This window comes from Isoptericola maris (genome assembly GCF_048065335.1).
GTDB lineage: Bacteria > Actinomycetota > Actinomycetes > Actinomycetales > Cellulomonadaceae > Isoptericola > Isoptericola rhizosphaerae.
Genome location: NZ_JBLUNY010000001.1, coordinates 410,721 through 431,364 on the forward strand (window position 1 = coordinate 410,721; position 20,644 = coordinate 431,364).

General features: G+C 73.4%; 19 protein-coding genes. 14 read left to right on the forward strand and 5 right to left on the reverse strand.

Annotation, left to right across the window (positions count from 1 at the left end):
• Position 1: 1 nt before the first annotated feature.
• Positions 2–1,450, reverse strand: coding sequence for an NADP-dependent phosphogluconate dehydrogenase (gene gnd, locus ACH5HR_RS02045; RefSeq protein WP_416475984.1), 1,449 nt, complete (start codon positions 1,448–1,450; stop codon positions 2–4).
• A 143-nt stretch (positions 1,451–1,593) separates the two neighbouring features.
• On the opposite strand from gnd, the gene ACH5HR_RS02050 reads away from it, so the two are divergent.
• From ACH5HR_RS02050 to ACH5HR_RS02065, 4 genes are all read left to right on the forward strand, one after another.
• Positions 1,594–2,175 carry a DUF3000 domain-containing protein gene (locus ACH5HR_RS02050; RefSeq protein WP_402371637.1) on the forward strand — a complete coding sequence of 194 codons (582 nt, stop codon included), beginning with the start codon at positions 1,594–1,596 and terminating at the stop codon, positions 2,173–2,175.
• Positions 2,172–3,407, forward strand: a complete 1,236-nt coding sequence (locus tag ACH5HR_RS02055; RefSeq protein ID WP_416475986.1) for an HRDC domain-containing protein — start codon at positions 2,172–2,174, stop codon at positions 3,405–3,407. Before ACH5HR_RS02050 ends, ACH5HR_RS02055 begins: the two co-directional genes overlap by 4 nt.
• A 169-nt stretch (positions 3,408–3,576) precedes the next feature.
• Positions 3,577–4,848 carry a thiolase family protein gene (locus ACH5HR_RS02060; protein WP_402371634.1) on the forward strand — a complete coding sequence of 424 codons (1,272 nt, stop codon included), beginning with the start codon at positions 3,577–3,579 and terminating at the stop codon, positions 4,846–4,848.
• A 5-nt stretch (positions 4,849–4,853) separates the two neighbouring features.
• Positions 4,854–6,998 carry a 3-hydroxyacyl-CoA dehydrogenase NAD-binding domain-containing protein gene (locus ACH5HR_RS02065; protein ID WP_416475988.1) on the forward strand — a complete coding sequence of 715 codons (2,145 nt, stop codon included), beginning with the start codon at positions 4,854–4,856 and terminating at the stop codon, positions 6,996–6,998.
• Between the two features lie 92 nt (positions 6,999–7,090).
• Here ACH5HR_RS02065 and ACH5HR_RS02070 read toward each other — a convergent pair whose 3' ends face one another.
• Positions 7,091–7,750: an HAD family hydrolase gene (locus tag ACH5HR_RS02070; RefSeq protein ID WP_402371630.1), complete on the reverse strand. Its 660-nt coding sequence runs from the start codon at positions 7,748–7,750 to the stop codon at positions 7,091–7,093.
• Positions 7,751–7,992: 242 nt separating this feature from the next.
• Here ACH5HR_RS02070 and ACH5HR_RS02075 point away from each other — a divergent pair, with 242 nt between their 5' ends.
• Positions 7,993–8,346 (forward strand): hypothetical protein, encoded by a 354-nt coding sequence (locus ACH5HR_RS02075; RefSeq protein ID WP_416475990.1) that lies wholly within the window; start codon positions 7,993–7,995, stop codon positions 8,344–8,346.
• A gap of 17 nt (positions 8,347–8,363) precedes the next feature.
• On the opposite strand, the gene ACH5HR_RS02080 is transcribed toward ACH5HR_RS02075, so the two are convergent.
• The gene (locus tag ACH5HR_RS02080; protein WP_416475991.1) at positions 8,364–9,197 is read right to left on the reverse strand and encodes an SGNH/GDSL hydrolase family protein; all 834 of its coding nucleotides are present in this window, start codon (positions 9,195–9,197) and stop codon (positions 8,364–8,366) included.
• 109 nt (positions 9,198–9,306) lie between these two features.
• Here ACH5HR_RS02080 and ACH5HR_RS02085 point away from each other — a divergent pair, with 109 nt between their 5' ends.
• On the forward strand, positions 9,307–10,407 hold the full coding sequence (locus ACH5HR_RS02085) for a carboxylate-amine ligase (RefSeq protein ID WP_416475992.1): 1,101 nt from the start codon (positions 9,307–9,309) through the stop codon (positions 10,405–10,407).
• Positions 10,408–10,417: 10 nt separating this feature from the next.
• Here ACH5HR_RS02085 and dxs read toward each other — a convergent pair whose 3' ends face one another.
• Positions 10,418–12,307, reverse strand: a complete 1,890-nt coding sequence (dxs, locus tag ACH5HR_RS02090; protein WP_416475993.1) for a 1-deoxy-D-xylulose-5-phosphate synthase — start codon at positions 12,305–12,307, stop codon at positions 10,418–10,420.
• A gap of 256 nt (positions 12,308–12,563) precedes the next feature.
• On the opposite strand from dxs, the gene guaB1 reads away from it, so the two are divergent.
• The 6 genes from guaB1 (at position 12,564) to ACH5HR_RS02120 (ending at position 17,872) form a co-directional block, all read left to right on the forward strand.
• Positions 12,564–14,021: a GMP reductase gene (gene guaB1, locus ACH5HR_RS02095; protein ID WP_402371623.1), complete on the forward strand. Its 1,458-nt coding sequence runs from the start codon at positions 12,564–12,566 to the stop codon at positions 14,019–14,021.
• Between the two features lie 4 nt (positions 14,022–14,025).
• Positions 14,026–14,718: an NUDIX hydrolase gene (locus ACH5HR_RS02100; RefSeq protein ID WP_416475995.1), complete on the forward strand. Its 693-nt coding sequence runs from the start codon at positions 14,026–14,028 to the stop codon at positions 14,716–14,718.
• 7 nt (positions 14,719–14,725) lie between these two features.
• The gene (locus ACH5HR_RS02105) at positions 14,726–15,628 is read left to right on the forward strand and encodes an aminoglycoside phosphotransferase family protein (RefSeq protein ID WP_416475996.1); all 903 of its coding nucleotides are present in this window, start codon (positions 14,726–14,728) and stop codon (positions 15,626–15,628) included.
• Between the two features lie 17 nt (positions 15,629–15,645).
• Positions 15,646–16,080: a DUF1801 domain-containing protein gene (locus ACH5HR_RS02110; protein ID WP_416475997.1), complete on the forward strand. Its 435-nt coding sequence runs from the start codon at positions 15,646–15,648 to the stop codon at positions 16,078–16,080.
• Positions 16,081–16,148: 68 nt separating this feature from the next.
• Positions 16,149–16,523, forward strand: coding sequence for a PadR family transcriptional regulator (locus tag ACH5HR_RS02115; protein ID WP_402371618.1), 375 nt, complete (start codon positions 16,149–16,151; stop codon positions 16,521–16,523).
• On the forward strand, positions 16,523–17,872 hold the full coding sequence (locus tag ACH5HR_RS02120; RefSeq protein WP_416476000.1) for a permease prefix domain 1-containing protein: 1,350 nt from the start codon (positions 16,523–16,525) through the stop codon (positions 17,870–17,872). The genes ACH5HR_RS02115 and ACH5HR_RS02120 overlap by 1 nt, the downstream gene beginning before the upstream one ends.
• Here the strand turns inward: ACH5HR_RS02120 and ACH5HR_RS02125 are convergent.
• Complete coding sequence (locus ACH5HR_RS02125) at positions 17,865–18,515, reverse strand: TetR/AcrR family transcriptional regulator (RefSeq protein ID WP_416476001.1); 651 nt, start codon at positions 18,513–18,515, stop codon at positions 17,865–17,867. The genes ACH5HR_RS02120 and ACH5HR_RS02125 overlap by 8 nt on opposite strands.
• Positions 18,516–18,594: 79 nt before the next feature.
• On the opposite strand from ACH5HR_RS02125, the gene ACH5HR_RS02130 reads away from it, so the two are divergent.
• Both ACH5HR_RS02130 and ACH5HR_RS02135 read left to right on the forward strand, forming a co-directional pair.
• On the forward strand, positions 18,595–19,491 hold the full coding sequence (locus ACH5HR_RS02130) for an alpha/beta fold hydrolase (RefSeq protein WP_402371613.1): 897 nt from the start codon (positions 18,595–18,597) through the stop codon (positions 19,489–19,491).
• 143 nt (positions 19,492–19,634) lie between these two features.
• Positions 19,635–20,543 (forward strand): sugar phosphate isomerase/epimerase family protein, encoded by a 909-nt coding sequence (locus tag ACH5HR_RS02135; protein ID WP_402371612.1) that lies wholly within the window; start codon positions 19,635–19,637, stop codon positions 20,541–20,543.
• Positions 20,544–20,644 lie beyond the last annotated feature (101 nt).

Consider the following 20,644-nt stretch of genomic DNA (forward strand, 5'->3'; position numbering starts at 1 on the left):
GTCAGGCCTCCTGCTCGGTGCGGTCGGCGGACCACTGCGTGTGGAAGGTCCCGTCCCGGTCCGTGCGACGGTAGGTGTGCGCGCCGAAGAAGTCGCGCTGCGCCTGGATCAGCGCCGCCGGCAGGCGCTCGGCCCGCACGCCGTCGTAGTACGCCAGCGACGAGCTGAACGCCGGTGTCGGCACACCGTTCTGCGCGGCGCCTGCGACGACGCGGCGCCACGCCGCGAGACCGTTGCCGACCGCGTTCGTGAAGTACTCGTCGGCGAGCAGCAGCGGGAGGTCCGCGTCACGCTCGTAGGCCTCGGTGATCCGGTTGAGGAACCGGGCGCGGATGATGCAGCCACCGCGCCAGATGCGGGCCATCGCACCCCGGTCGATGTCCCAGCCGTTCTCGGCCGACGCCGCCGCGATCTGGTCGAAGCCCTGGGAGTAGGCCACCACCTTGGAGGCGTAGAGGGCGAGACGGACGTCCTCCACGAAGCGGGCACGGGACTCGTCGTCCGCGCCGACCTCCCAGGCCTGGGTGTGGGCCGGCAGCGCGGCCCGACCGGCCTCGCGCTGCGGCACCGAGCCGGACAGGGCACGGGCGAACGTGGCCTCGGCGATGCCGGTGATCGGTACCCCCAGGTCCAGCCCGTTCTGCACGGTCCAGCGGCCGGTGCCCTTCTGCTCGGCCTGGTCGAGCACGATGTCGACGAACGCGGAGCCGGTCTCGGCGTCGACGTGCTTCAGGACGTCGGCCGTGATCTCGATGAGGAACGACTCGAGGTCGCCCGTGTTCCACTCGGCGAAGATGTCGCCGATCTCCGCCGCGGACGCACCGAGCCCCTGCTTGAGCAGGTCGTAGGCCTCGGCGATCAGCTGCATGTCGGCGTACTCGATGCCGTTGTGCACCATCTTGACGAAGTGGCCGGCACCGTTCGGGCCCACGTAGGTGCAGCACGGCGTGCCGTCGACCTTCGCGGAGATGGCCTCGAGGATCGGTCCGAGCGACTCGTAGGACTCGCGCGTCCCGCCGGGCATGATCGAGGGCCCGAGCAGCGCGCCCTCCTCACCGCCCGACACGCCGGTGCCGACGAAGTGCAGGCCGCGGGCGCTCAGCGCCTCCTCACGGCGGATGGTGTCCGGGAAGTGGGCGTTGCCGGCGTCGACGACGATGTCGCCGTCCTCCAGCAGCGGCAACAGCTCGTCGATGACGGCGTCGGTCGCGGCGCCGGCCTTGACCATGATGACGACCTTGCGCGGCCGCTCGAGCGACGCGACGAAGTCGGCCATGGTCTCCGACGGCACGAAGTCACCCTCGTCGCCCGCCTCCTCGACCAGCGACCGGGTCTTGCCGTAGCTGCGGTTGTGCACGGCCACGGTGTAGCCGTGCCGGGCAAAGTTGCGCGCGAGGTTGCGGCCCATCACCGCGAGTCCGGTGACGCCGATCTGGGCACGTGCTGTCATCGATTCCTGCTTCCTCGTGAAGATCGTGTCCGGGCGTCTCGTCGTGGCACACCCGGGAGGCCGCGAACAGCCTAGTCGTCCCTGTGACGCGACACGCCCACCCGCCGGGATCCGGACACCGCCGGTCGTCGTACGGTGGTCCGGTGAGCGGAACCCGGCGTGACGTGCCCGAACGGTTCGCGGCCGCCCTCGAGTCGTTGCGCGGTCGGCGGCTGCGGCCGGAGGTCCGGCTGGTCGAGGTCCCCGGGCCCCAACGGGTGGCCCCGTTCGCTCTCGCGCTCGAGGGCGAGGTCCTCGTGGACGACGACGAGATCGCCACCGGCCGGTTCGTCGGTCTGCACGACCCCGACGGCCAGGAGGCGTGGCGAGGCGACTTCCGCGTCGTGACCCTGGTGCGCACCCGCCTCGAGGCCGAGCTCGCCACCGAGGAGATGCTCGGCGACGTCGCCTGGACCTGGGTCACGGAGAACCTGGGGACCGCCGGCGTGGGTGCCGTCGCCGCGGGCGGCACGGTCACCCGGGTCCTGTCGCAGAGCTACGGCGCGCTGGCCGCCACGCCCGCCGCCGTCGACCTCGAGATCCGCGCGTCGTGGACCCCGACGGACACCGACCTCGGGGCGCACCTCGAGGTCTGGGCGGACCTGATGTCCACGGCGGGGGGCCTGCCTCCGCTGCCGGACGGCGTGACGGCCTTGGACGTGCGGCGCCGTACGGTAGGCCCATGAGCTCTGCGGTCACCCCCGACGCCATCGACCCGGCCGAGATCGCGCCGCTGACGGAGCCGGCCGACGGCGTGGGGCGGGTCGTGGACGCCCCGGCGGCGCTGGAACGGGTCGCCAGCGCTTTTGCGGCCGGGTCCGGACCGGTCGCCGCGGACGCCGAGCGAGCCTCGGGCTACCGCTACGGCCAGGCGACGTACCTGGTCCAGGTCCGCCGCCAGGGCGCCGGCACAGCGTTGATCGACCCGGTCCCGCTGCGGGACCTGTCCGTGCTGAGTGCCGCCGTCGGGGACGTCGAGTGGGTGCTGCACGCCGCCTCGCAGGACCTGCCCGGTCTCGCCGAGCACGGCCTGCGCCCGGCCCGGGTCTTCGACACCGAGCTCGCCGCGCGGCTGCTGGGGATGCCGCGCGTGGGCCTGGCCGCCGTCGTGGCGGACACCCTGGGTCTGGGGCTGGCCAAGGAGCACTCCGCCGTCGACTGGTCCACCCGACCGCTGCCGGAGGACTGGCTGCGGTATGCCGCCCTGGACGTGGAGGTTCTCGTCGAGGTGCGCGACGTCCTGGCGGCCCGCCTCGAGGAGGCGGGCAAGGCCGCGTGGGCGGCGCAGGAGTTCGAGCACGTGCGCACCCTGCCGCCGCCGGCACCTCGCGTGGAGCCCTGGCGTCGCACCTCGGGCACCCACACGGTCAAGGGCCGCCGTCAGCTCGCCGTCGTCCGCAGCCTCTGGGAGGCGCGGGAGGCCAACGCCCGGCAGCGCGACGTCTCCCCCGGGCGGGTGCTGCCGGACCGCGCGATCATCGCGGCCGCCCGCGCCCTGCCGCGCAGCGTGCCCCAGCTCGTCGCGCTGCCGGAGTTCGCGACGAAGGGGGCCAAGCGCCGGGCCCCGGCCTGGCAGCAGGCGATCGACGCCGCGCTCGCCCTCGACGAGGCGGACCTGCCCACGACGCGGGGCCCGCGCACCGACGCACCGCCGCCCCCGCGCGCCTGGGCAGACCGAGACCCGGTCGCAGCACAGCGACTCACCGCGGCGCGCGAGATCGTGTCGCAGCTCTCCGAGGAGCTCACGGTCCCCGCGGAGAACCTCCTGCAGCCGGACGCGCTGCGCCGCGTCTGCTGGACGCCGCCCGCACGTTCCGGCCCGGAGGAGATCGCCGAGTTCCTGCGTGCTCGCCAGGCCCGCGAGTGGCAGATCGAGCTGGTCGCCGAGCGTCTGGCCAGGGCCTTCGCCAGCACCTGAGCAGGCGCCGCCCGGTTCGGTCGAGCGCTGATACTGCGTATCAGATGGGCTATGCTGTTCCTGGTACTCGCGGTAGCGTGTACCCGAGCCCCGGGGCGATCCCCCGAGGTCCCGAGCGACGATGCTCCCGGCACCGTCGGAACCGACCCCCGCAACGGACGGAGCTGCCATGACCGTGGCCCCCCAGGCCCCCGGCACCACCCGCGACCCAGCCCGACGAGCCTTGCGCGACGTCGTCTTCGTCGAGGGCGTGCGCACCCCCTTCGGCAAGGCCCGGGCAGACGGCCTCCTCGCGGAGACCCGCGCCGACGACCTCGTCGTCAAGGCTCTGCGCGAGCTGCTGCGCCGCCACCCCGAGCTGCCGGTCGAGCGCATCGACGAGGTCGCGATCGCCGCGACCACCCAGCAGGGCGACCAGGGCCTCACCCTCGGTCGCACGGTCGGCCTCCTCGCCGGCCTGCCCCACTCCGTGCCCGGCTACGCCATCGACCGCATGTGCGCCGGCGCCATGACCGCGGTGACGACCACCGCGTCCAGCATCGCCGTCGGCGCGTCCGACGTCGTCGTCGCCGGCGGCGTGGAGCACATGGGCCGCCACCCCATGGGGCTCGACGCCGACCCGAACCCCCGCTTCCTCTCCGAGAAGCTGGTCGACCCGGAAGCCCTCAACATGGGGGTCACGGCGGAGAACCTGCACGACAAGTTCCCCCACCTGACCAAGGAGCGCGCCGACGCGTACGCCGTCGGCAGCCAGACGCGCTACGCGAAGGCCGTCGCGAACGGCGACATCGGGCCGGAGGTCGTCCCGGTCGCCGCGCGCTCGGCCGAGCTCGGCTGGGGCCTGGCCACGGCCGACGAGCTGCCCCGCCCGGACACCACGATGGAGGGCATCGCCCACCTCAAGACGCCGTTCCGCCCCGGCGGACGCGTCACCCCGGCCACCTCCTCGCCGCTCACCGACGGCGCCACCGTGTCGCTGCTCGCCGCGGGCGAGACCGCCGACGAGCTCGGCCTGCCCGCCGCCATGCGCCTCGTCTCCTACGCGTTCGCCGGCGTCCCGGCCGAGATCATGGGCTACGGCCCGGTGCCGGCCACCGACAAGGCGCTCGCCCAGGCCGGCCTGACCATCGACGACATCGGCCTGTTCGAGATCAACGAGGCCTTCGCCGTCCAGGTGCTCAGCTTCCTCGACCACTACGGCATCGCCGACGACGACGAGCGCGTCAACCGCTACGGCGGAGCGATCGCCGTGGGGCACCCGCTGGCCAGCTCGGGCGTCCGGCTGATGACCCAGCTCGCCCGGCAGTTCGCCCAGCACCCCGAGGTCCGCTACGGCATCACCACCATGTGCGTCGGTCTGGGCCAGGGCGGCACCGTCGTCTGGGAGAACCCGCACCACGCCGACTACTCGGGCCATGTCCCGGCCACCACGGAGGGCTGAACACGATGACCGAGAACACGACCGCACCCCGCGCCGAGCGCGTCACCCACTCCCTCGTCCGCGACGTCACGTTGCCCGACGGCGGCGGCACCCTCGCGCTCGTCACGCTCGACAACGGGCTCGACCACACCAAGCCGAACACTCTCGGGCCCGAGGGTCTCGCCGAGCTCACCGCGGCGCTGACGGCCCTGCAGCAGCGCGCCGCGGCCGGCGAGATCGCGGCCGTCGGCATCACGGGCAAGCCGTACTTCCTGGCCGCGGGTGCCGACCTGCTCGGCGTCGGCGCCGTGACGTCGCGCGAGCAGGCCCTCGAGCTCGGCCGCTCCGGGCACGACGCCTACGAGCTGCTGCACACCATGGGCGTGCCGACGTTCGCGTTCGTCAACGGCCTGGCCCTCGGCGGCGGCCTCGAGGTCGCCCTCAACTGCGACTACCGCACCGTCGCGTCCGACGCCGCGGCGCTCGGCCTGCCCGAGACCGGCCTCGGGCTGGTCCCCGGCTGGGGCGGGGCCTACCTCGTCCCCCGTCTGGTCGGCATCGAGAAGGCCGTCGACGTGCTGCTCACCCGGCCGGCGGCGAACAAGCCGTTCAAGCCCGCCGAGGCACTGAAGATCGGTCTCGTGGACGAGCTGTTCGAGGCCGCCGACTTCCTCGAGCAGTCCATCGACTGGGCCGCCCGCGTGCTGCGCGGCGAGGTGACGCCCGCCCGGCGCGACCTCGACCCGCAGCCCGTGTGGGACGCCGTCGTGCAGGGCACCCGCGAGCGCCTCGACGCGCTCGTCGCCGGGTCGCGGCCCGCGCCGTACCGTGCGCTGGACCTGCTCGCCGGGGCACGTAGCGCCTCTCGCGCGGAAGGGTTCGCCGCCGAGGACGAGGCGTTGGCCGACCTCGTCATGACCGACGAGATGCGGGCGAGCGTCTACGCGTTCCAGCTCACGTCGGCCGGGAAGCGGCCGGTCGGCGCTCCGGACACGAAGCTCGCCCGGCCCGTCACCCGTGTCGGCATCGTGGGTGCCGGGCTCATGGCCGCCCAGATCGCGCTGCTGGTCTCCCAGCGCCTCGGCGTGCCCGTCGTGATGCGTGACCTCGACTCCGAGCGCGTCGCCAAGGGCCTCGGGTTCGTCCGCGACACCGTCGACAAGCTGGTCGGCCGTGGCCGGATGAAGCCGGAGGTGGGCATGCGGATCGTCGCGAGCGTCACCGGCACCACCGACATCCACGACTTCGCGAACTGCGACGTGGTGGTGGAGGCCGTCACCGAGGTGATGAGCCTGAAGAAGAAGGTGTTCGCGGAGCTCGAGGAGATCGTCGGCGAGGACACCGTGCTGGCGACGAACACCTCGGCGCTGTCGATCACCGAGATGGCCTCCGACCTGCGCCATCCCGAGCGGGTCGTCGGCATCCACTTCTTCAACCCGGTAGCGCAGATGCCGCTGGTGGAGGTGGTGAACGCGGAGCGCACCTCCGACGAGGCGCTGGCGACGGCCTTCGCGATCACGAAGAAGCTGCGCAAGACGGCGGTGCTGGTCAAGGACCGTCCCGGGTTCGTGGTCAACCGGCTGCTCGTGCTCGTCATGGGCAAGGTCGTCGAGGCGGTCGAGAACGGCACGTCGGTCGAGGCTGCCGACGCCGCGCTCGCACCGCTCGGCTTCCCGATGCCGACGTTCGAGCTGTTCGACCTGGTGGGACCCGCCGTCGGGCTGCACGTGCTGACGTCGTTGCGCGAAGACCTCGGCGACCGGTTCCCGCGCTCGCCCGGACTGGAGAAGCTCGTCGCCGACGGCACGCGCGTGGTGCTGGACGCCCCGGCTCCCGGGATGCACAAGCCCGTCGACCCGGCGATCCAGCCGGTGTTCGGCGAGGCGCTCGAGGTGGGCACGCAGGGCCGCGCGGGCACGCCGGTGCTCGACGCCGCCGGTGTCCTGGACTCCGTGCTGACCGCCCTGACCGTCGAGATCGGCCACATGCTCGAGGAGCAGGTCGTGGCGGACGCCTCGCAGATCGACCTGTGCATGATCCTCGGGGCGGGGTGGGGCTTCCACACCGGCGGCATCACGCCGTACCTGGACCGCACGGGCTACAGCGAGCGCGTCCTCGGCCGACGGATCCTGCCCGACGGCGTCGCGAACGTCCCCGGGAGCGTCGCCTGACACTCCTCACCCCGGGGAGCACGACCGGTGGCCGGTCCCGTAGGGGGCCGGCCATCGGCGTCTCCGCAGGCCTCGACGGCGAAGCTGCCCCGTCAGCGCCGGTGCGCCGGCGAGGCCGCGAGCGCGACGACGTCACGCGTGGTGCCGGCGACCACGTCCGGCCGGGCGCCGCCCGACCAGACCCGACCGTGGGACACCCACCCCGTGCGCGTCCCGGCAGCACGACCGACCGCGACGTCGGCGTGGGCCGCGTCGCCGATCATCCAGACGTCCCGGCGGTCGACGTCGGCGGCCCCGAGGCGCTCGAGGGCGATCTCGACGATCCGCGGGTCGGGCTTGGCCACGCCCTCCTCGCCCGAGACGACGACCGCGTCGACGTGCGGCCCCACGTCGCACCGGGCGATCTTGCCGCGCTGCTGCGCCGGGTCGCCGTTCGTGACGATGCCGACGGCGTGCCCGGCGCCGCGCAGCACGTCCAGCGCGCCCAGCACGGCCGGATAGGCCTGGACGTGCTCGCGGATGCCTGCGCGGAACAGCTCGATGGTCGCCGGTACGTCGTCGGGCAGGCCGAGCCGGTCGATGACGACCCGGGCGAGGTCCGCCTTGCGCGAGAAGCCGCCGTCGTCGGCGGCGACGATCGCGGCGAGGTCCGCGTCGGTGCCCCCGTGGTCCGCCACAGCCTTGCCCGCCCAGGTGGCGAACGCGGCGTCGCGGTTCACGAGGGTGTTGTCGAGGTCGAAGAGCCAGATCACGCCTGTACGTTACCGACCCGTGTCGTGGCACGGCGCGGGTGGCCGGAGTATGGTCGGAGGAAGGCGGCGCGTTCCGCCTCACCTCCGCCACCGGCGCTCGCGCCGCCGGGACCATCGTGCGAGGCACGACGGTGGAGGCAAAGGGGACCTCGAGTGCTCGACGCGTCGGCCAGGACACTGTGTTCCGGTGCGGCACCACGGGCGCGAGCCGCGGGTGACGCACCCCGAGCACAGGAGTCCTCATGACCTCCCACGAGTCGTTCAAGCGCCGCGTCCGCGAGCGCATGTCCCGCACCGGCGAGCGCTACGCCGCCGCACGCCGGTCCCTGCTCCCGGAACCACCGCCGTCGGGCGAGGTCGGGCCGGGCTGGGTCAGCCGGCCGGAGGTGTCCGACGCGACGATCAAGGAGAACACCGGCGCGCAGGACCCGGCCCGGCACGGCGTGTTCACGGTGTCCACCGACCCGGTGGGACAGTGCACCCGGATGACGCTCACGCACGAACGGCTGGCGTCGCCCGCGGCGGCGGAGCACTGGCGTGAGTACTGGGGCGAGTGGCTGGCGGCGCTGGCGACGTCCGACGTCCCCGCTGGCTGACGCGGCGGCGCCCGGCCCTACGGCACCTCCGTGCCGGGGCCGGGCGGCACGTCGTCGTCCTCGCCGAGCGCGTGGAGCACCCACGGCACGAGCGCTTTCGCGGTGCGCCGGTACCCGAGCGCGCTCGGATGGAAGCGGTCGAGGCTGAACGCCTCCTGCGGGTGGTCGACGAAGAACGGCCCGACGACGTCCGCCAGCGAGACGGGGTACGCACCCGCCCCGCGCACCGCCACGACCTGCGCCGCGGCGAGCTGCCGGGAGGCACGCGCACCGAGGGCGCGCAGCGGCTGCGGGACCGGGCGCAGCGCACCCAGATCGGGGCAGGTCCCCACGACGACGGCGCAGCCGAGACCGTGCAGCCTGTCGACGGCCGCGACGAGGTGCCCGACCGACTCCGCGACCGGCACCCGGTGGGTGACGTCGTTGCCACCCACCACGACCACGGCGGCGTGCGGCCGGTAGCCGCGTTCCAGGCTGTCGAGCTGGGCGGCCAGCATCGACGACTCGGCACCGACCACCGCCGCGACCCGCAGCCGCACGGGCCGGTGCAGACGCTTCGCGAGACCGCGCGCGATCCGCGCACCCAGGGTGTCCTTGCGACGCTCGGCGCCAAGCCCCGCGGCGACCGAATCACCGAGCACCAGCAGGTCGAGCGGCGGGCCGCCGTACCTCGTGCGCCAGACGCGGTCGGCGTCCAGCGCCTCCTCGCCGAGGGCCTTGCCGATCCGCCGCCGGGCGAGCGCTGCCTGACGGCGCAGGAGCTCGGTGGCCGCGACGACCACCGCGGCGGCACCGAGAACAACCGTCAGGGCCGCCACGAGAGCCGGTCCCGCGCGATGCGAAAAATTCATGCTCTCGTTGAAGCAGACCCGTCTGAACAACGGGTGGCGGGACGGTGTCATGCCGACGTCGGGCCTGCGTCACCGCGCGTCGACCGCCGCGACACCCCATCATGCTCACATGACGAAGCCACGGACGATGGGTGTCGAGGAGGAGTTCCTGCTGGTGGGCCCGGACGGCTCACCGGTGGCCAAGGCCCAGGAGGCGCTCGATGCCTCCGGTCACGACAACCACGACGGCGGCACGGGGGCGCTCGAGCCGGAGTTCATGGAGGAGCAGCTCGAGACGGCCACCCATCCGCGCGCGTCGCTGTCGGACCTGGCCGCCGAGATCCGTGCCGGTCGCTCCCGTGCGCAGGAAGCCGTGGACCGCGTGGACGCCCGCGTGGCCGCTCTGGCCACCTCGCCCGTCGCGTTCACGGGGACCACGGTGTCCAGGCTGCGGTACCAGAAGGCGCGCCACGTCTTCGGGATGACGGCGCGCGAGCAGCTCACCAGCGGCTGCCACGTGCACGTCGGGGTCGAGGACGACACCGAAGGGGTGGCCGTGATCGACCGGATCGGCCCCTGGCTCGCCACGGTGCTGGCGCTGAGCACCAACTCGCCGTTCTGGCAGGGCTCGGACACCGACTACGCGAGCTACCGCTCCCAGGTCTGGACACGGTGGCCGACGGCGGGGCCGACGCGGGCGTTCGGCTCCCCGGAGGAGTACCACGCCGCCGTCGCGGCGCTCGTCGCCACCGACACGGTGCTCGACCAGAACATGGTGTTCTTCGACGCGAGGCTCTCCCCCACCTACCCGACGGTGGAGGTGCGGGTGATGGACGTCTGCCTCGATCCCGACACCACGACGCTCGTCGCCGCCCTGGTCCGTGGGCTGGTCGAGACCGCCGCACGGGAGGCGGCCGAGGGCGTGACGGCGCCGAGCGCGCCGCCGGAGCTGCTGCGCACCGCCGCGTGGCGGGCCGGCCGCTCGGGACTGGAGGGCGACCTCGTCTCGCCACGCACCTGGCGGCCGGCCGGAGCCCACGACGTCGTCGGGCAGCTCGTCGACCACGTCCGCGAGGCTCTGCGGGACGCGGACGACCTCGATGCCGTGACCGAGCTGCTCGGCAAGGTCTGGTCGACCGGTGGCGGCGCGGCGCAGCAGCGCGCCTGGTTCGCCGAGGCCGGCGACCTCCACGGCGTCGTCGAGCGGGCGGTGGAGATCACCCACTCCTGACCCGCGAGCGTCAGTCGCGCGCCAGCGCGGCCAGGGCGTCGCGCACCACGTCCTCGGCACGCAGCCGCTGCGCCGTGACGATCTGGTCCCGGCTGGCGTGGTCGAGGAACGTCACCGGCAGTCCTCGGTGGACGAACGGGGTGCGCACCCCGTGCTCGGCGGCGCGCTGGGCGAGCATCGCCCCGACGCCGCCGTCGACGACCCCGTCCTCGACGGTGACGACCAGGTCGTGCTCCCCGGCCATCTTGACCAGATGCTCCGGCACGGGCAGCACCCACGTCGGCGCGACGACGTCCACCTGGAGCCCGTGCGCGGCGAGCGAGTCACCCGCGGCGATCGCCGAGCCGACCATCGAGCCCACCCCGACGACGAGGACCTTGCGGCCCGCGGGAGCACCGGCGCCGGGGGTGTGGCGCGCGACGACGTCGACGCCTTCCAGCTCCTCGACGGTCTCGATCGGGTCGCCGAGCGCGCCCTTGGGGTAGCGCACGACGGTCGGGGCGTCATCGACGTCGACGGCGGTGCGCAGCGCCGAGCGCAGCGTCGCCTCGTCGCGCGGGGCCGCCAGGCGCAGCCCGGGCACGATGCGCAGCATGGCCATGTCCCACATGCCGTTGTGGCTGGCGCCGTCGTCGCCGGTGATGCCGGCCCGGTCCAGCACGAACGTGACGCCCGCCCGGTGCAGGGCGACGTCCATGAGGACCTGGTCGAACGCACGGTTGAGGAACGTGGCGTAGACCGCCACGACGGGGTGCAGCCCCGCGAACGCCATGCCCGCGGCGGACGTGACGGCGTGCTGCTCGGCGATGCCGACGTCGAAGGTGCGGCGCGGGAACTCGCTCGCGAAGGGTGCCAGGCCGACGGGGTGCAGCATCGCGGCCGTCAGGCACACGACGTCGCTGCGTCGGCGCCCGATGGCGACGATCTCGTCGGCGAACACCTGGGTCCACCCGAACCGCGACGGCGCGACGGGCAGGCCCGTCTCGGGGTGGATCTTGCCGACGGCGTGGAAGCGGTCGGCGACGTCCTCCTCGGCCGGGGTGTAGCCGCGGCCCTTCTCGGTGATGACGTGCACGATCACCGGTCCGCCGAACGCCTTGGCGCGGCGCAGCGCGGCCTCGGTCGCAGCGGTGTCGTGACCGTCGACCGGGCCGATGTACTTCAGCCCGAGGTCCTCGAACATGCCCTGCGGCGCGACGACGTCCTTGAGGCCCTTCTTCAGCCCGTGCAGCCACTCGTAGGCGAACCGGCCGGGGGCACCGGTGCGGTGCAGGGTGCGCTTTCCCCAGCCGAGGAACGCCTCGTACCCCCGGGTGACCCGCAGCGTGTCCAGATGGTTGGCGACGCCGCCGATGGTCGGCGAGTACGAGCGGCCGTTGTCGTTGACGACGATCACGAGCCGCCGGTCGGCGTCGGCGGCGATGTTGTTGATCGCCTCCCACGCCATGCCGCCGGTGAGGGCACCGTCTCCGATGACGGCGACGACGTGGCGGTCGTCCCGCCGCGCGACGGTGTTGGCCTTCGCGATGCCGTCGGCCCACGACAGCGCCGTCGAGGCGTGCGAGTTCTCCACGACGTCGTGCTCGGACTCCGCGCGGCTCGGGTAGCCGGACAGCCCGTCACGCTTGCGCAGCCCCGAGAAGTCCTGGCGGCCGGTGAGCAGCTTGTGCACGTAGGACTGGTGGCCCGTGTCGAACACGAACGTGTCGCGCGGCGATGCGAAGGTGCGGTGCATCGCGATGGTCAGCTCGACGACGCCCAGGTTCGGTCCGAGGTGCCCACCGGTGCGCGAGACGTTCTCCACGAGGAAGTCGCGGATCTCGGTCGCGAGCTGCCGCGTCTGCGCGGGGCTCAGTCGTCGCACGTCTGCGGGCGTCTCGATCGTGCTCAGCAGCCCCATGCGTTCCTCCCACTGGTCATCCGACAACTCTAAGCGCTGTTCGTGACGTCGCTGTGCGGTCCCGGCGAGAACCGCGCAACGGCTGTGGGTGCACGACGCGCCGTGACGGCGTCGGGTCCGACGGCGTGTCGTGCACCCACAGCGGGAGGGAGGGGGTCGCACGATAGGTTCGGCAGTGGCCGGCGGGAAGACCCGACCGTCGGCGAACCGTCGAGGGCCGCGAGACCGCCCTCGGCACAACCTTCAAGAGGCACCCGTGCGCTTCCTCGACGGCCAACGGCCCACCACCGACCTGACCTACGGCGACGTCTTCATGGTCCCGTCGCGTTCCGACGTGACGAGCCGGTTCGACGTCGACCTGTCGACCGACGACGGCACCGGGACCACGATCCCGATCGTCGTCGCCAACATGACGGCCGTGTCCGGGCGCCGCATGACCGAGACGATCGCGCGACGCGGCGGGATCGCGATCCTGCCGCAGGACGTGCCGGTCGAGGTGGTGGCGGACGTCGTGGCGGACACCAAGTCCAAGGACCCGGTGATCGAGACGCCGGTGACGGTGGCCCCCACGGAGACGGTCGCGACGGTCCTGAGCCTGCTGGGCAAGCGTTCGCACGGCGCCGCCGTGGTGGTCGACGACGGCCGCCCCGTCGGCGTCGTCACGGAGGCGGACTGCCTCGCCGTCGACCGGTTCGCCCGCGTGGGCACGCTCGTCGCGGACGGCCTCGTCACGCTCGACGCCGCCCAGGTCGAGGCCGACGGCCTCGAGGCGACGTTCGAGCGGCTGCACGCCGAGAAGGTGCGGCTCGCCCCCGTGGTGCGCGACGGCGTCCTGGTCGGCGTGCTGACCCGCAAGGGAGCGGTGCGCTCCACGGTCTACTCCCCCGCCCTCGACGCGGCGGGACGCCTGCGGGTGGGCGCCGCCGTCGGCATCAACGGCGACGTCGCGGCCAAGACGCGCGAGGTGCTCGCCGCCGGCGTGGACGTGCTCGTCGTCGACACCGCGCACGGTCACCAGGACAAGATGCTCGCCGCACTGCGCGAGGTCACCGCCGTGCGGGCCGACTTCCCGCACGTCCCCGTCGTGGCCGGCAACGTCGTCACGGCCGACGGCGTGCGCGACCTCGTCGACGCGGGTGCCGACATCCTCAAGGTGGGCGTCGGCCCCGGTGCGATGTGCACCACGCGCATGCAGACCGCCGTCGGGCGCCCGCAGTTCTCCGCGGTCCTCGAGTGCGCCGAGGCGGCGCGCGGGCTCGGCAAGCACGTGTGGGCCGACGGCGGCGTGCGGCACCCGCGCGACGTCGCGCTCGCGCTGGCCGCTGGCGCCTCCCAGGTGATGATCGGCTCCTGGTTCGCCGGGACGTACGAGTCGCCCGGCGACCTCCACGAGGACGGCTCGGGGCGGCAGTACAAGGACTCGTTCGGCATGGCCTCCGCGCGCGCCGTCGCAGCGCGCACCGCGGGCGCGGGCACCGCGTTCGGACGGGCCCGCAAGGCGCTGTACGAGGAGGGCATCTCGACCGGGAAGATGTACCTCGACCCGGAGCGTCCGGGCGTGGAGGACCTGCTCGACGAGATCACCTCCGGGCTGCGTTCGAGCTGCACGTACGCGGGGGCCCGCACGCTCGCGGAGTTCGCCGAGCGCGCCGTGGTGGGCGTGCAGTCGGCCGCCGGCTACGCCGAGGGCATGCCCCTGGCCACCTCCTGGTGAGCTCGTGAGCGCACCGACCGCCCGCGAACAGCTCGCCGCGCTGGCCGACGCCGGCACGTTCGCGGGCCCGTGGCGCCACGCCCGCGGTGAGGTCGACCTCTCGGCCGCGCGGCCGGCCGCCGTGCTGGTGCTGTTCGGCGTGCTGGACGCGCTCGCCGCCGACCACGACGCGCAGGCGCTCGCCGTGCACCGCGACCTGGACGTGCTCCTGCTGTCGCGGGCCGCGACGCTGCGCTCCCACGCGGGCCAGGTGGCGTTCCCCGGCGGGCGTGTCGAGCCGGACGAGGGCGTCGTCGAGGCGGCGCTGCGCGAGGCCACCGAGGAGACCGGGGTGGACACCGCGGGCGTCGAGGTCCTCGGCACGCTGGAGTCCCTGCCGATGCCCGTGAGCAACCACGTCGTCACCCCGGTCCTCGCCTGGTGGGCGCGGCAGTCCGCCGTGGGCGTCGTCGACCCGGCCGAGTCCGCGCACGTCTTCCGCGCCCCGGTGGCCGACCTCCTCGATCCCGGCAGCCGCGTCACCACCGTGCTGCGCCGCGGCGGGCAGGTCTGGCGCGGTCCCGGCTTCCTGGTGGACGACGGCGGCACGGAGCACCTGGTCTGGGGGTTCACGGCGGGCATCCTCGACGCGCTGTTCGACCAGCTGGGCTGGACCGAGGAGTGGGACCGGGCGCACGAGCTGGAGCTCGACCTGTGAGCACGCCGTGAGAGCCGACCTGGACGTCACCGTCGACCTGGTGCGCGGCCTGCTCGCCGAGCAGCACCCGGACCTCGCCGACCGCCTGCTGCGCGTCGTGGCCAACGGCTGGGACAACGTCATGCTGCGGCTCGGGCACGACCTGGCGGTCCGGGTGCCGCAGCGGGAGGTCGCCGCCCACCTCGTCGAGCACGAGCAGCAGTGGCTGGGTGTGCTGGCCCCGCGCCTGCCGGTCGCGGTGCCGGTCGCCGTCCGCGTCGGCCGCCCGAGCCCGGCCCTCGGCTACCCGTGGTCGTGGTCCGTGGTGCCGTGGGTCGCCGGCGTCCGCGCGGCGGACGTCCCGGTCGGTCGGCGGCGCCGGATCGCCGGGGAGCTCGCCGCCTTCCATCGGGCGCTGCACCTCCCCGCGCCGTCGGACGCCCCGGTCAACCCGTTCCGCGGGGCACCGATCACCACGCGGGACACGGCCGTGCGCGGCCGCGTCGAGCGCGGCATCGTGCCCGACGGCGAGGAGGCCCTCACGCTGTGGTCCCGCCTGGTCGCGGCACCGGCGTGGGACGGGCCGCCGGTGTGGATCCACGGTGACCCGCACCCGGGCAACCTCGTGGTGACCGGCGACGGGCCGGACGCCGAGGGCGGCGCGCTCGCCGCCGTCGTCGACTTCGGCGACATGACGGCCGGCGACCCCGCCACCGACCTGGCCGCCGCCTGGCTCGTGCTCGACGCGCCGGGCCGGGCCACGTACCGCGACGCGCTCTCGGACCGCTACCCGGCCGACGATCCCGTGTGGCTGCGTGCCCGCGGCTGGGCCCTGACGATGTCGACGTCGATGTTCGAGTCCGGCCCGGAGAACGCCTGGGTGCGCCGCATGGGCGTCGAGGCCCTGCACCGCGTGCTCGCCGACGCCTGACGGCGCAGACTGGCCTGATGGCCGACCCGGCGCAGGTCCCCCCGGACGTCCGCGAGCTCGTCGACGCCGTCGAGCACCCGGTGCGCCGGCGCGACGCCGAGACCCTCCTGGACCTCATGTCCCGGGCGACCGGGGAGACGCCGCACCGTGACGGCAGCATCGTCGGGTTCGGGCGGTACCGCTACGAGTACGCGTCGGGCCGGTCCGGCGACGCCGTGGCCGCGGGGTTCGCGCCGCGCAAGGCCCGCACGGTCGTCTACCTCATGGACGGGATCGACGCCCATCGTGAGGACCTCGAGCGGCTGGGGCCCCACCAGCACGGCGTGGGCTGCCTCTACCTCAAGGACCTCGAGCGGGTCGACCTGGCCGTGCTGGAACGGATCGTGGCGGACTCCTACCGCACGCTGACGGCCGGTACCTACGGCCTGCGTGCCCGCGAGGGCGGCACCTGAGCCCTCATGGCTTGCCACCCCTAGATCTACGAGGGTTTAATACCTAGTAGATCGAGGGATGGAGACCCATGCACATCGACAAGGACCTCGTCGCGGCCTCCGCGACACCGCTCGTGCTCGGCATCCTGGCCGACGGCGAGTCGTACGGCTACGCGATCGCCAAGCGCGTCGCCGAGCTCTCCGGCGGCCACATGGAGTGGACCGACGGCATGCTGTACCCGCTGCTGCACCGCCTGGAGCGCAACGGCCTCATCGAGGCGAGCTGGGGCCGCTCCCCCGCCGGACGGCGCCGCAAGCACTACGCGATCACCCCCGCCGGACGCGAGACGCTCGCCGAGCGGCAGGCGCAGTGGCGGGTCGTGAGCGACGCGCTCACGCAGGCCTGGGAGGCCGTCGCCCGTCCGCTGCCGGGCGGTCCGGCCACCGCTGGGGGGTTCGCCTGATGGAGACCGAGTCCTCCTTGGAGACCCAGATCGCGCGATGGCGCGACTACGTGCACCGCCACCGCGCCATCGCCCCGGCCGACGTCGACGAGATGGAGGACCACCTGCGCGAGCGGGTCGCCGACCTCACGGCGACCGGCCTCGACGACGACGAGGCGTTCCTCGTCGCCGTCAAGCGCCTCGGCCGCCTGGACTCCGTCTCGCGAGAGTTCGCCCGCGAGCACTCCGAGCGGCTGTGGAAGCAGCTCGTGCTCCTGCCCGGCGCCCCCGACGACGGCGCCTCCCCGGCCTCCCGCCGCGAGCTCGCCGTCGTCTTCGCGCTCGCCGTCGGAGCCGGCCTGGCCGTCAAGCTCGGGGCGACCTTCTGGGACGAGACGGTCCTGATGCGCAACGTCGGCCTGCTCGTCGCACCGTTCCTGGCGGCATACCTGGCCTGGAAGCGGCGCCTGACCGGGCGCACGCTCGGTGCGCTGGGCGCGGCGTTCGTCGTGCTCGGCGTCGCGCTGAACGCCTACCCCTTCGACGTCGCGGCCTCGACGGCCGTTCTGGCCGCCGTCCACGCACCGGTCGTGCTGTGGGCGATCGTCGGCCTCGCGTACGCCGGCGGGCGCTGGCGGTCCGCCGACCGCCGCATGGACTTCGTGCGCTTCACCGGCGAGCTCGCCATCTACCTCGTGCTCATCGCCTTGGGCAGCGCGGTGCTCGTCGGGCTCACCTTCGGTCTGCTCGGCCTCGTCGGCGTGGACCTCGAGCCGGTCCTCGAGGCCTGGCTGATGCCCTTCGGCGTGCCCGGCGCCCTGCTCGTCGCCGCCTGGCTGGTCGAGGCGAAGCAGGAGGTGGTCGAGAACATCGCCCCCGTGCTGACGCGCGTGTTCACACCGCTGACGACGGCGATGCTCGCGGTCTCGTTCGTCGCGCTCGTCGCGGCGGGCGGACTGACCACCGTCGACCGTGAGCTGCTGATCCTGCTCGACGCGGTGCTGATGCTGGTGCTCGCGCTGCTGCTGTACTCGATCTCGGCGCGGGATCCGCTCGCACGTCCGGGGCTCTTCGACGCTCTGCAGCTCGCCATGGTGGTGGCGGCGCTCGCGGTCGACGCCGTGGCCGTCACTGCCATGCTCGCCCGCATCGCGGAGTTCGGCGCGAGCCCCAACAAGGTGGCCGCCCTCGGTCTCAACCTGCTCCTGGCCGTCCACCTGGTGCAGTCGGGACGGCTCACGCTCGGGTTCTGCCGCCGACGCCGCGGGTTCGCCGCGCTGGAACGCTGGCAGACGAGCTACCTACCGGTGTACGCGGTCTGGGCCGCCGTCGTCGTGGTGCTGTTCCCGCCCCTCTTCGGCTTCAGGTGAGCGCGGCGGCGTCGGCGCCACGCGCCACGAGTGCCGCCCGGATCGCCCGGTGCGCGCGGGCGTAGACGCCGTCGTCGCCCAGGAGCAGCGACCGGTCGTTCGCGGCGCCGAGCAGGGCGTCGATCTCGAAGGCGACCTGCTCGGCGTCGGCGTCCGGCCCCAGCTGACCGGCCGCCGTCCCGAGCTCGACCTGGTGGCGCAGGTAGGCGTCCCACTGCTCCTGCACCGCCACGACGGCATCACGCAGAGGCCCGGCCGCGCGGCCGTCGAGCTCGACCTCGGCCGCGCGGAAGAAGCAGCCCCCGGTGAACACGCGGGATCGCGAGTAGACCGTCCAGGACCCCACGAGCGCCCACAGCCGGGGCACGCCCGGCTCGGCCTCCCGTGCGGGGGCGATCACCTCCTCGACGAACGTCGCGCGCGCATGGTCGACAACGGCGAGCTGCAGCCCTTCCTTGGAGCCGAACAGTCCCGCGATGCCGCTCTTGTTGACCGGGGCTGCCGTGGCCAGGGAGCCGAAGGTCAGGCCGCCCAGCCCGTCGACCGAGGCGACCTGCACGGCGTGGTCGAGCACGGCTCGTCGGGAGCGGTCGCCTCGTGCCCGGCGCCCGTCCGTCGCGGCGGAATCCTGGATCGACGTCATGGGACTGATCGTACGACCGTTCGTTCAGTGTTACTGTGCGAACGGTCGTACATCTTCTTCTTCGTCCTCTGGAGGACCCGTGCCGCTCACCCCCGCTCCCGTCCGCACCGGCTTCCGGATCCTCGGCACGGTCGCCCCGCCGCTCAGCGTCGACCTCGCCCTGCGCGCCATGCGCCGCGTCGGACCGGCGGCACGCATCCGACCCGCGGACCAGATGACGCACGACGCCGCCCGCCGCGGCACCGTTCGCGTCGACGGCGAGGACGTCACCACCTACACCTGGGGCGACCCCTCCGCCCCGTCGGTGCTCCTCGTCCACGGCTGGCAGTTGCGCGCCTCGCGGTTCGCCCGACTGGTCGAGGCGTTCGAGGCTGCGGGCCTGCGGCCCGTGGCGTTCGACGGCGTCGCGCACGGCGAGTCCACCGGGCACCGCACCCAGGCCGTCCAGCACGCTCGCGTGCTACGCGCGGTCCAGGAGCAGTCCGGCCCAGCCGCCGCCGTCGTCGGGCACTCCCTCGGCGGGATGGCGGCAGGCCTCGCGCTGCGCGACGGTCTGGCTGCCGACCGGTGGGTGGCGATCGCGGCCCCAACCGGCTTCGAGTCGGTCATCGGCTCGTTCGTCCGCCAGTCCGGGCTCCCTGCGGGCGTGCACGACCGGCTCGCCGACCGAGCGGCGCGCACGATGTTCCCCGAGGTCGTCGCGCCCCGCACCGAGCTCGACCTGACCCGCCACCCGGTGCCTGCCGGCGTCCCCACGCTGTTCGTGCAGAGCACCACCGACTCGATGAACGATCCGGACAACGCCCGCCAGCTCCACGCGGCGCACCCCGGCAGCGAGCTCCTGCTGGCGCCGGGTCTCGGCCACAACCGCGTCCTCGACGATCCCGACGTCCTCCGCGCGGTGGTCAGGCACGCCACCGAGACGGGTGCCGCGCAGACAGCTTCACCTGCCTGGACAAGCTCCCACACTGCGTGAAGCTGCTTTCTGTTACGCATCTTTTGGTTGACAGTCCGCGGAAGTCCTCCTAATGTCGCAATCGTGCTGTGGCGCGCGTCACCGCCGTCCCTGCACCGCACCGCCAACGCCGGCGGAACGTCGCACGCGAAGGGAAGACGACGATGTCGAACCACCCCCCTGGCCGCCGCAAGCTGCGCACAGCGCCCGCCACGGCCACCGGGCTCGCGCTCGCCCTCTCGGTGGCGGGCGGTGCCGCTGCCGCCCCGCCGGACGACGCGGGGCGCACGGTGCCGGCCAGCAAGATCTCCATCCAGATGTACAGCCTCATCCCCTGGGTGGCGCAGGACGGACTCGACTCTGTCCTCGGCGAGCTGGCCGGCATGGGCTACCGGAACATCGAGCCCTACGCCGGCAACTTCTCGGGGTACACGGCCAAGGAGTTCCGCGCACTCGTCAAGAAACACGGCCTCAAGGTGTCCGCGTCGCACAACAGCACGGACGAGTCCACCTGGGACGAGACGCTGGACTACTCCAAGACCATCGGCCAGCACTACGTCGGTTCCGGTGGTTTCGCCTCCCCCGGCATCGGCAGCTACGAGGACACCCTCGCGACCGCCGCGACGCTGGACCGCCTCGGGGAGGCCGCCTCGAAGCGCGGGCTGCACAAGATCTTCGGCCACAACCATCAGCAGGAGTTCACCACCGTCTACACCGACCCCGCCACGGGCGAGGAGAAGTCGGCGTGGGAGATCATCGCCGACAACACCGACCCCCGGTACGTGACGTTCGAGGTGGACATCTTGTGGGCGTACGACGCCGGCGTGGACGTCGTGGAGCTCCTCGAGGAGTACGGCGACCGCATCGAGCTGCTGCACGTCAAGGACGGGTCCCTCAACGGTGACGCCCGGGCGACCTTCGCCGACGTGGGCGAGGGCGAGCTCGACTGGGAGCCCATCCTCCAGGCGGCCCACGGCAAGGTGCGGTACTACACCGTCGAGTACGACCTCGCTCCGGACGGACGCGACTTCGCGCAGGACAGCTTCGACTACCTCAGCACCCTCACCTACTGATCTCTCGGGCAGGCCGGGCCGGGCCGCCCGGCCTGCCCGAGATCCCCCGGGCCGGAACGAACGGCGCCCCGCCGCTCCTCGAGGGAGCGACGGGGCGCCGT

Excerpts from the sequence above, each read along its gene's own strand:
- ACH5HR_RS02120 (WP_416476000.1), top strand. The coding sequence starts at position 16,523 with ATGGAGACCGAGTCCTCCTTGGAGACCCAGATCGCGCGATGGCGCGAC.
- ACH5HR_RS02085 (WP_416475992.1), top strand. The coding sequence starts at position 9,307 with ATGACGAAGCCACGGACGATGGGTGTCGAGGAGGAGTTCCTGCTGGTG.
- ACH5HR_RS02080 (WP_416475991.1), bottom strand. The coding sequence starts at position 9,197 with ATGAATTTTTCGCATCGCGCGGGACCGGCTCTCGTGGCGGCCCTGACG.
- dxs (WP_416475993.1), bottom strand. The coding sequence starts at position 12,307 with ATGGGGCTGCTGAGCACGATCGAGACGCCCGCAGACGTGCGACGACTG.
- ACH5HR_RS02060 (WP_402371634.1), top strand. The coding sequence starts at position 3,577 with ATGACCGTGGCCCCCCAGGCCCCCGGCACCACCCGCGACCCAGCCCGA.
- ACH5HR_RS02115 (WP_402371618.1), top strand. The coding sequence starts at position 16,149 with ATGCACATCGACAAGGACCTCGTCGCGGCCTCCGCGACACCGCTCGTG.
- ACH5HR_RS02075 (WP_416475990.1), top strand. The coding sequence starts at position 7,993 with ATGACCTCCCACGAGTCGTTCAAGCGCCGCGTCCGCGAGCGCATGTCC.
- ACH5HR_RS02065 (WP_416475988.1), top strand. The coding sequence starts at position 4,854 with ATGACCGAGAACACGACCGCACCCCGCGCCGAGCGCGTCACCCACTCC.
- gnd (WP_416475984.1), bottom strand. The coding sequence starts at position 1,450 with ATGACAGCACGTGCCCAGATCGGCGTCACCGGACTCGCGGTGATGGGC.
- ACH5HR_RS02110 (WP_416475997.1), top strand. The coding sequence starts at position 15,646 with ATGGCCGACCCGGCGCAGGTCCCCCCGGACGTCCGCGAGCTCGTCGAC.
- ACH5HR_RS02135 (WP_402371612.1), top strand. The coding sequence starts at position 19,635 with ATGTCGAACCACCCCCCTGGCCGCCGCAAGCTGCGCACAGCGCCCGCC.
- ACH5HR_RS02055 (WP_416475986.1), top strand. The coding sequence starts at position 2,172 with ATGAGCTCTGCGGTCACCCCCGACGCCATCGACCCGGCCGAGATCGCG.
- ACH5HR_RS02125 (WP_416476001.1), bottom strand. The coding sequence starts at position 18,515 with ATGACGTCGATCCAGGATTCCGCCGCGACGGACGGGCGCCGGGCACGA.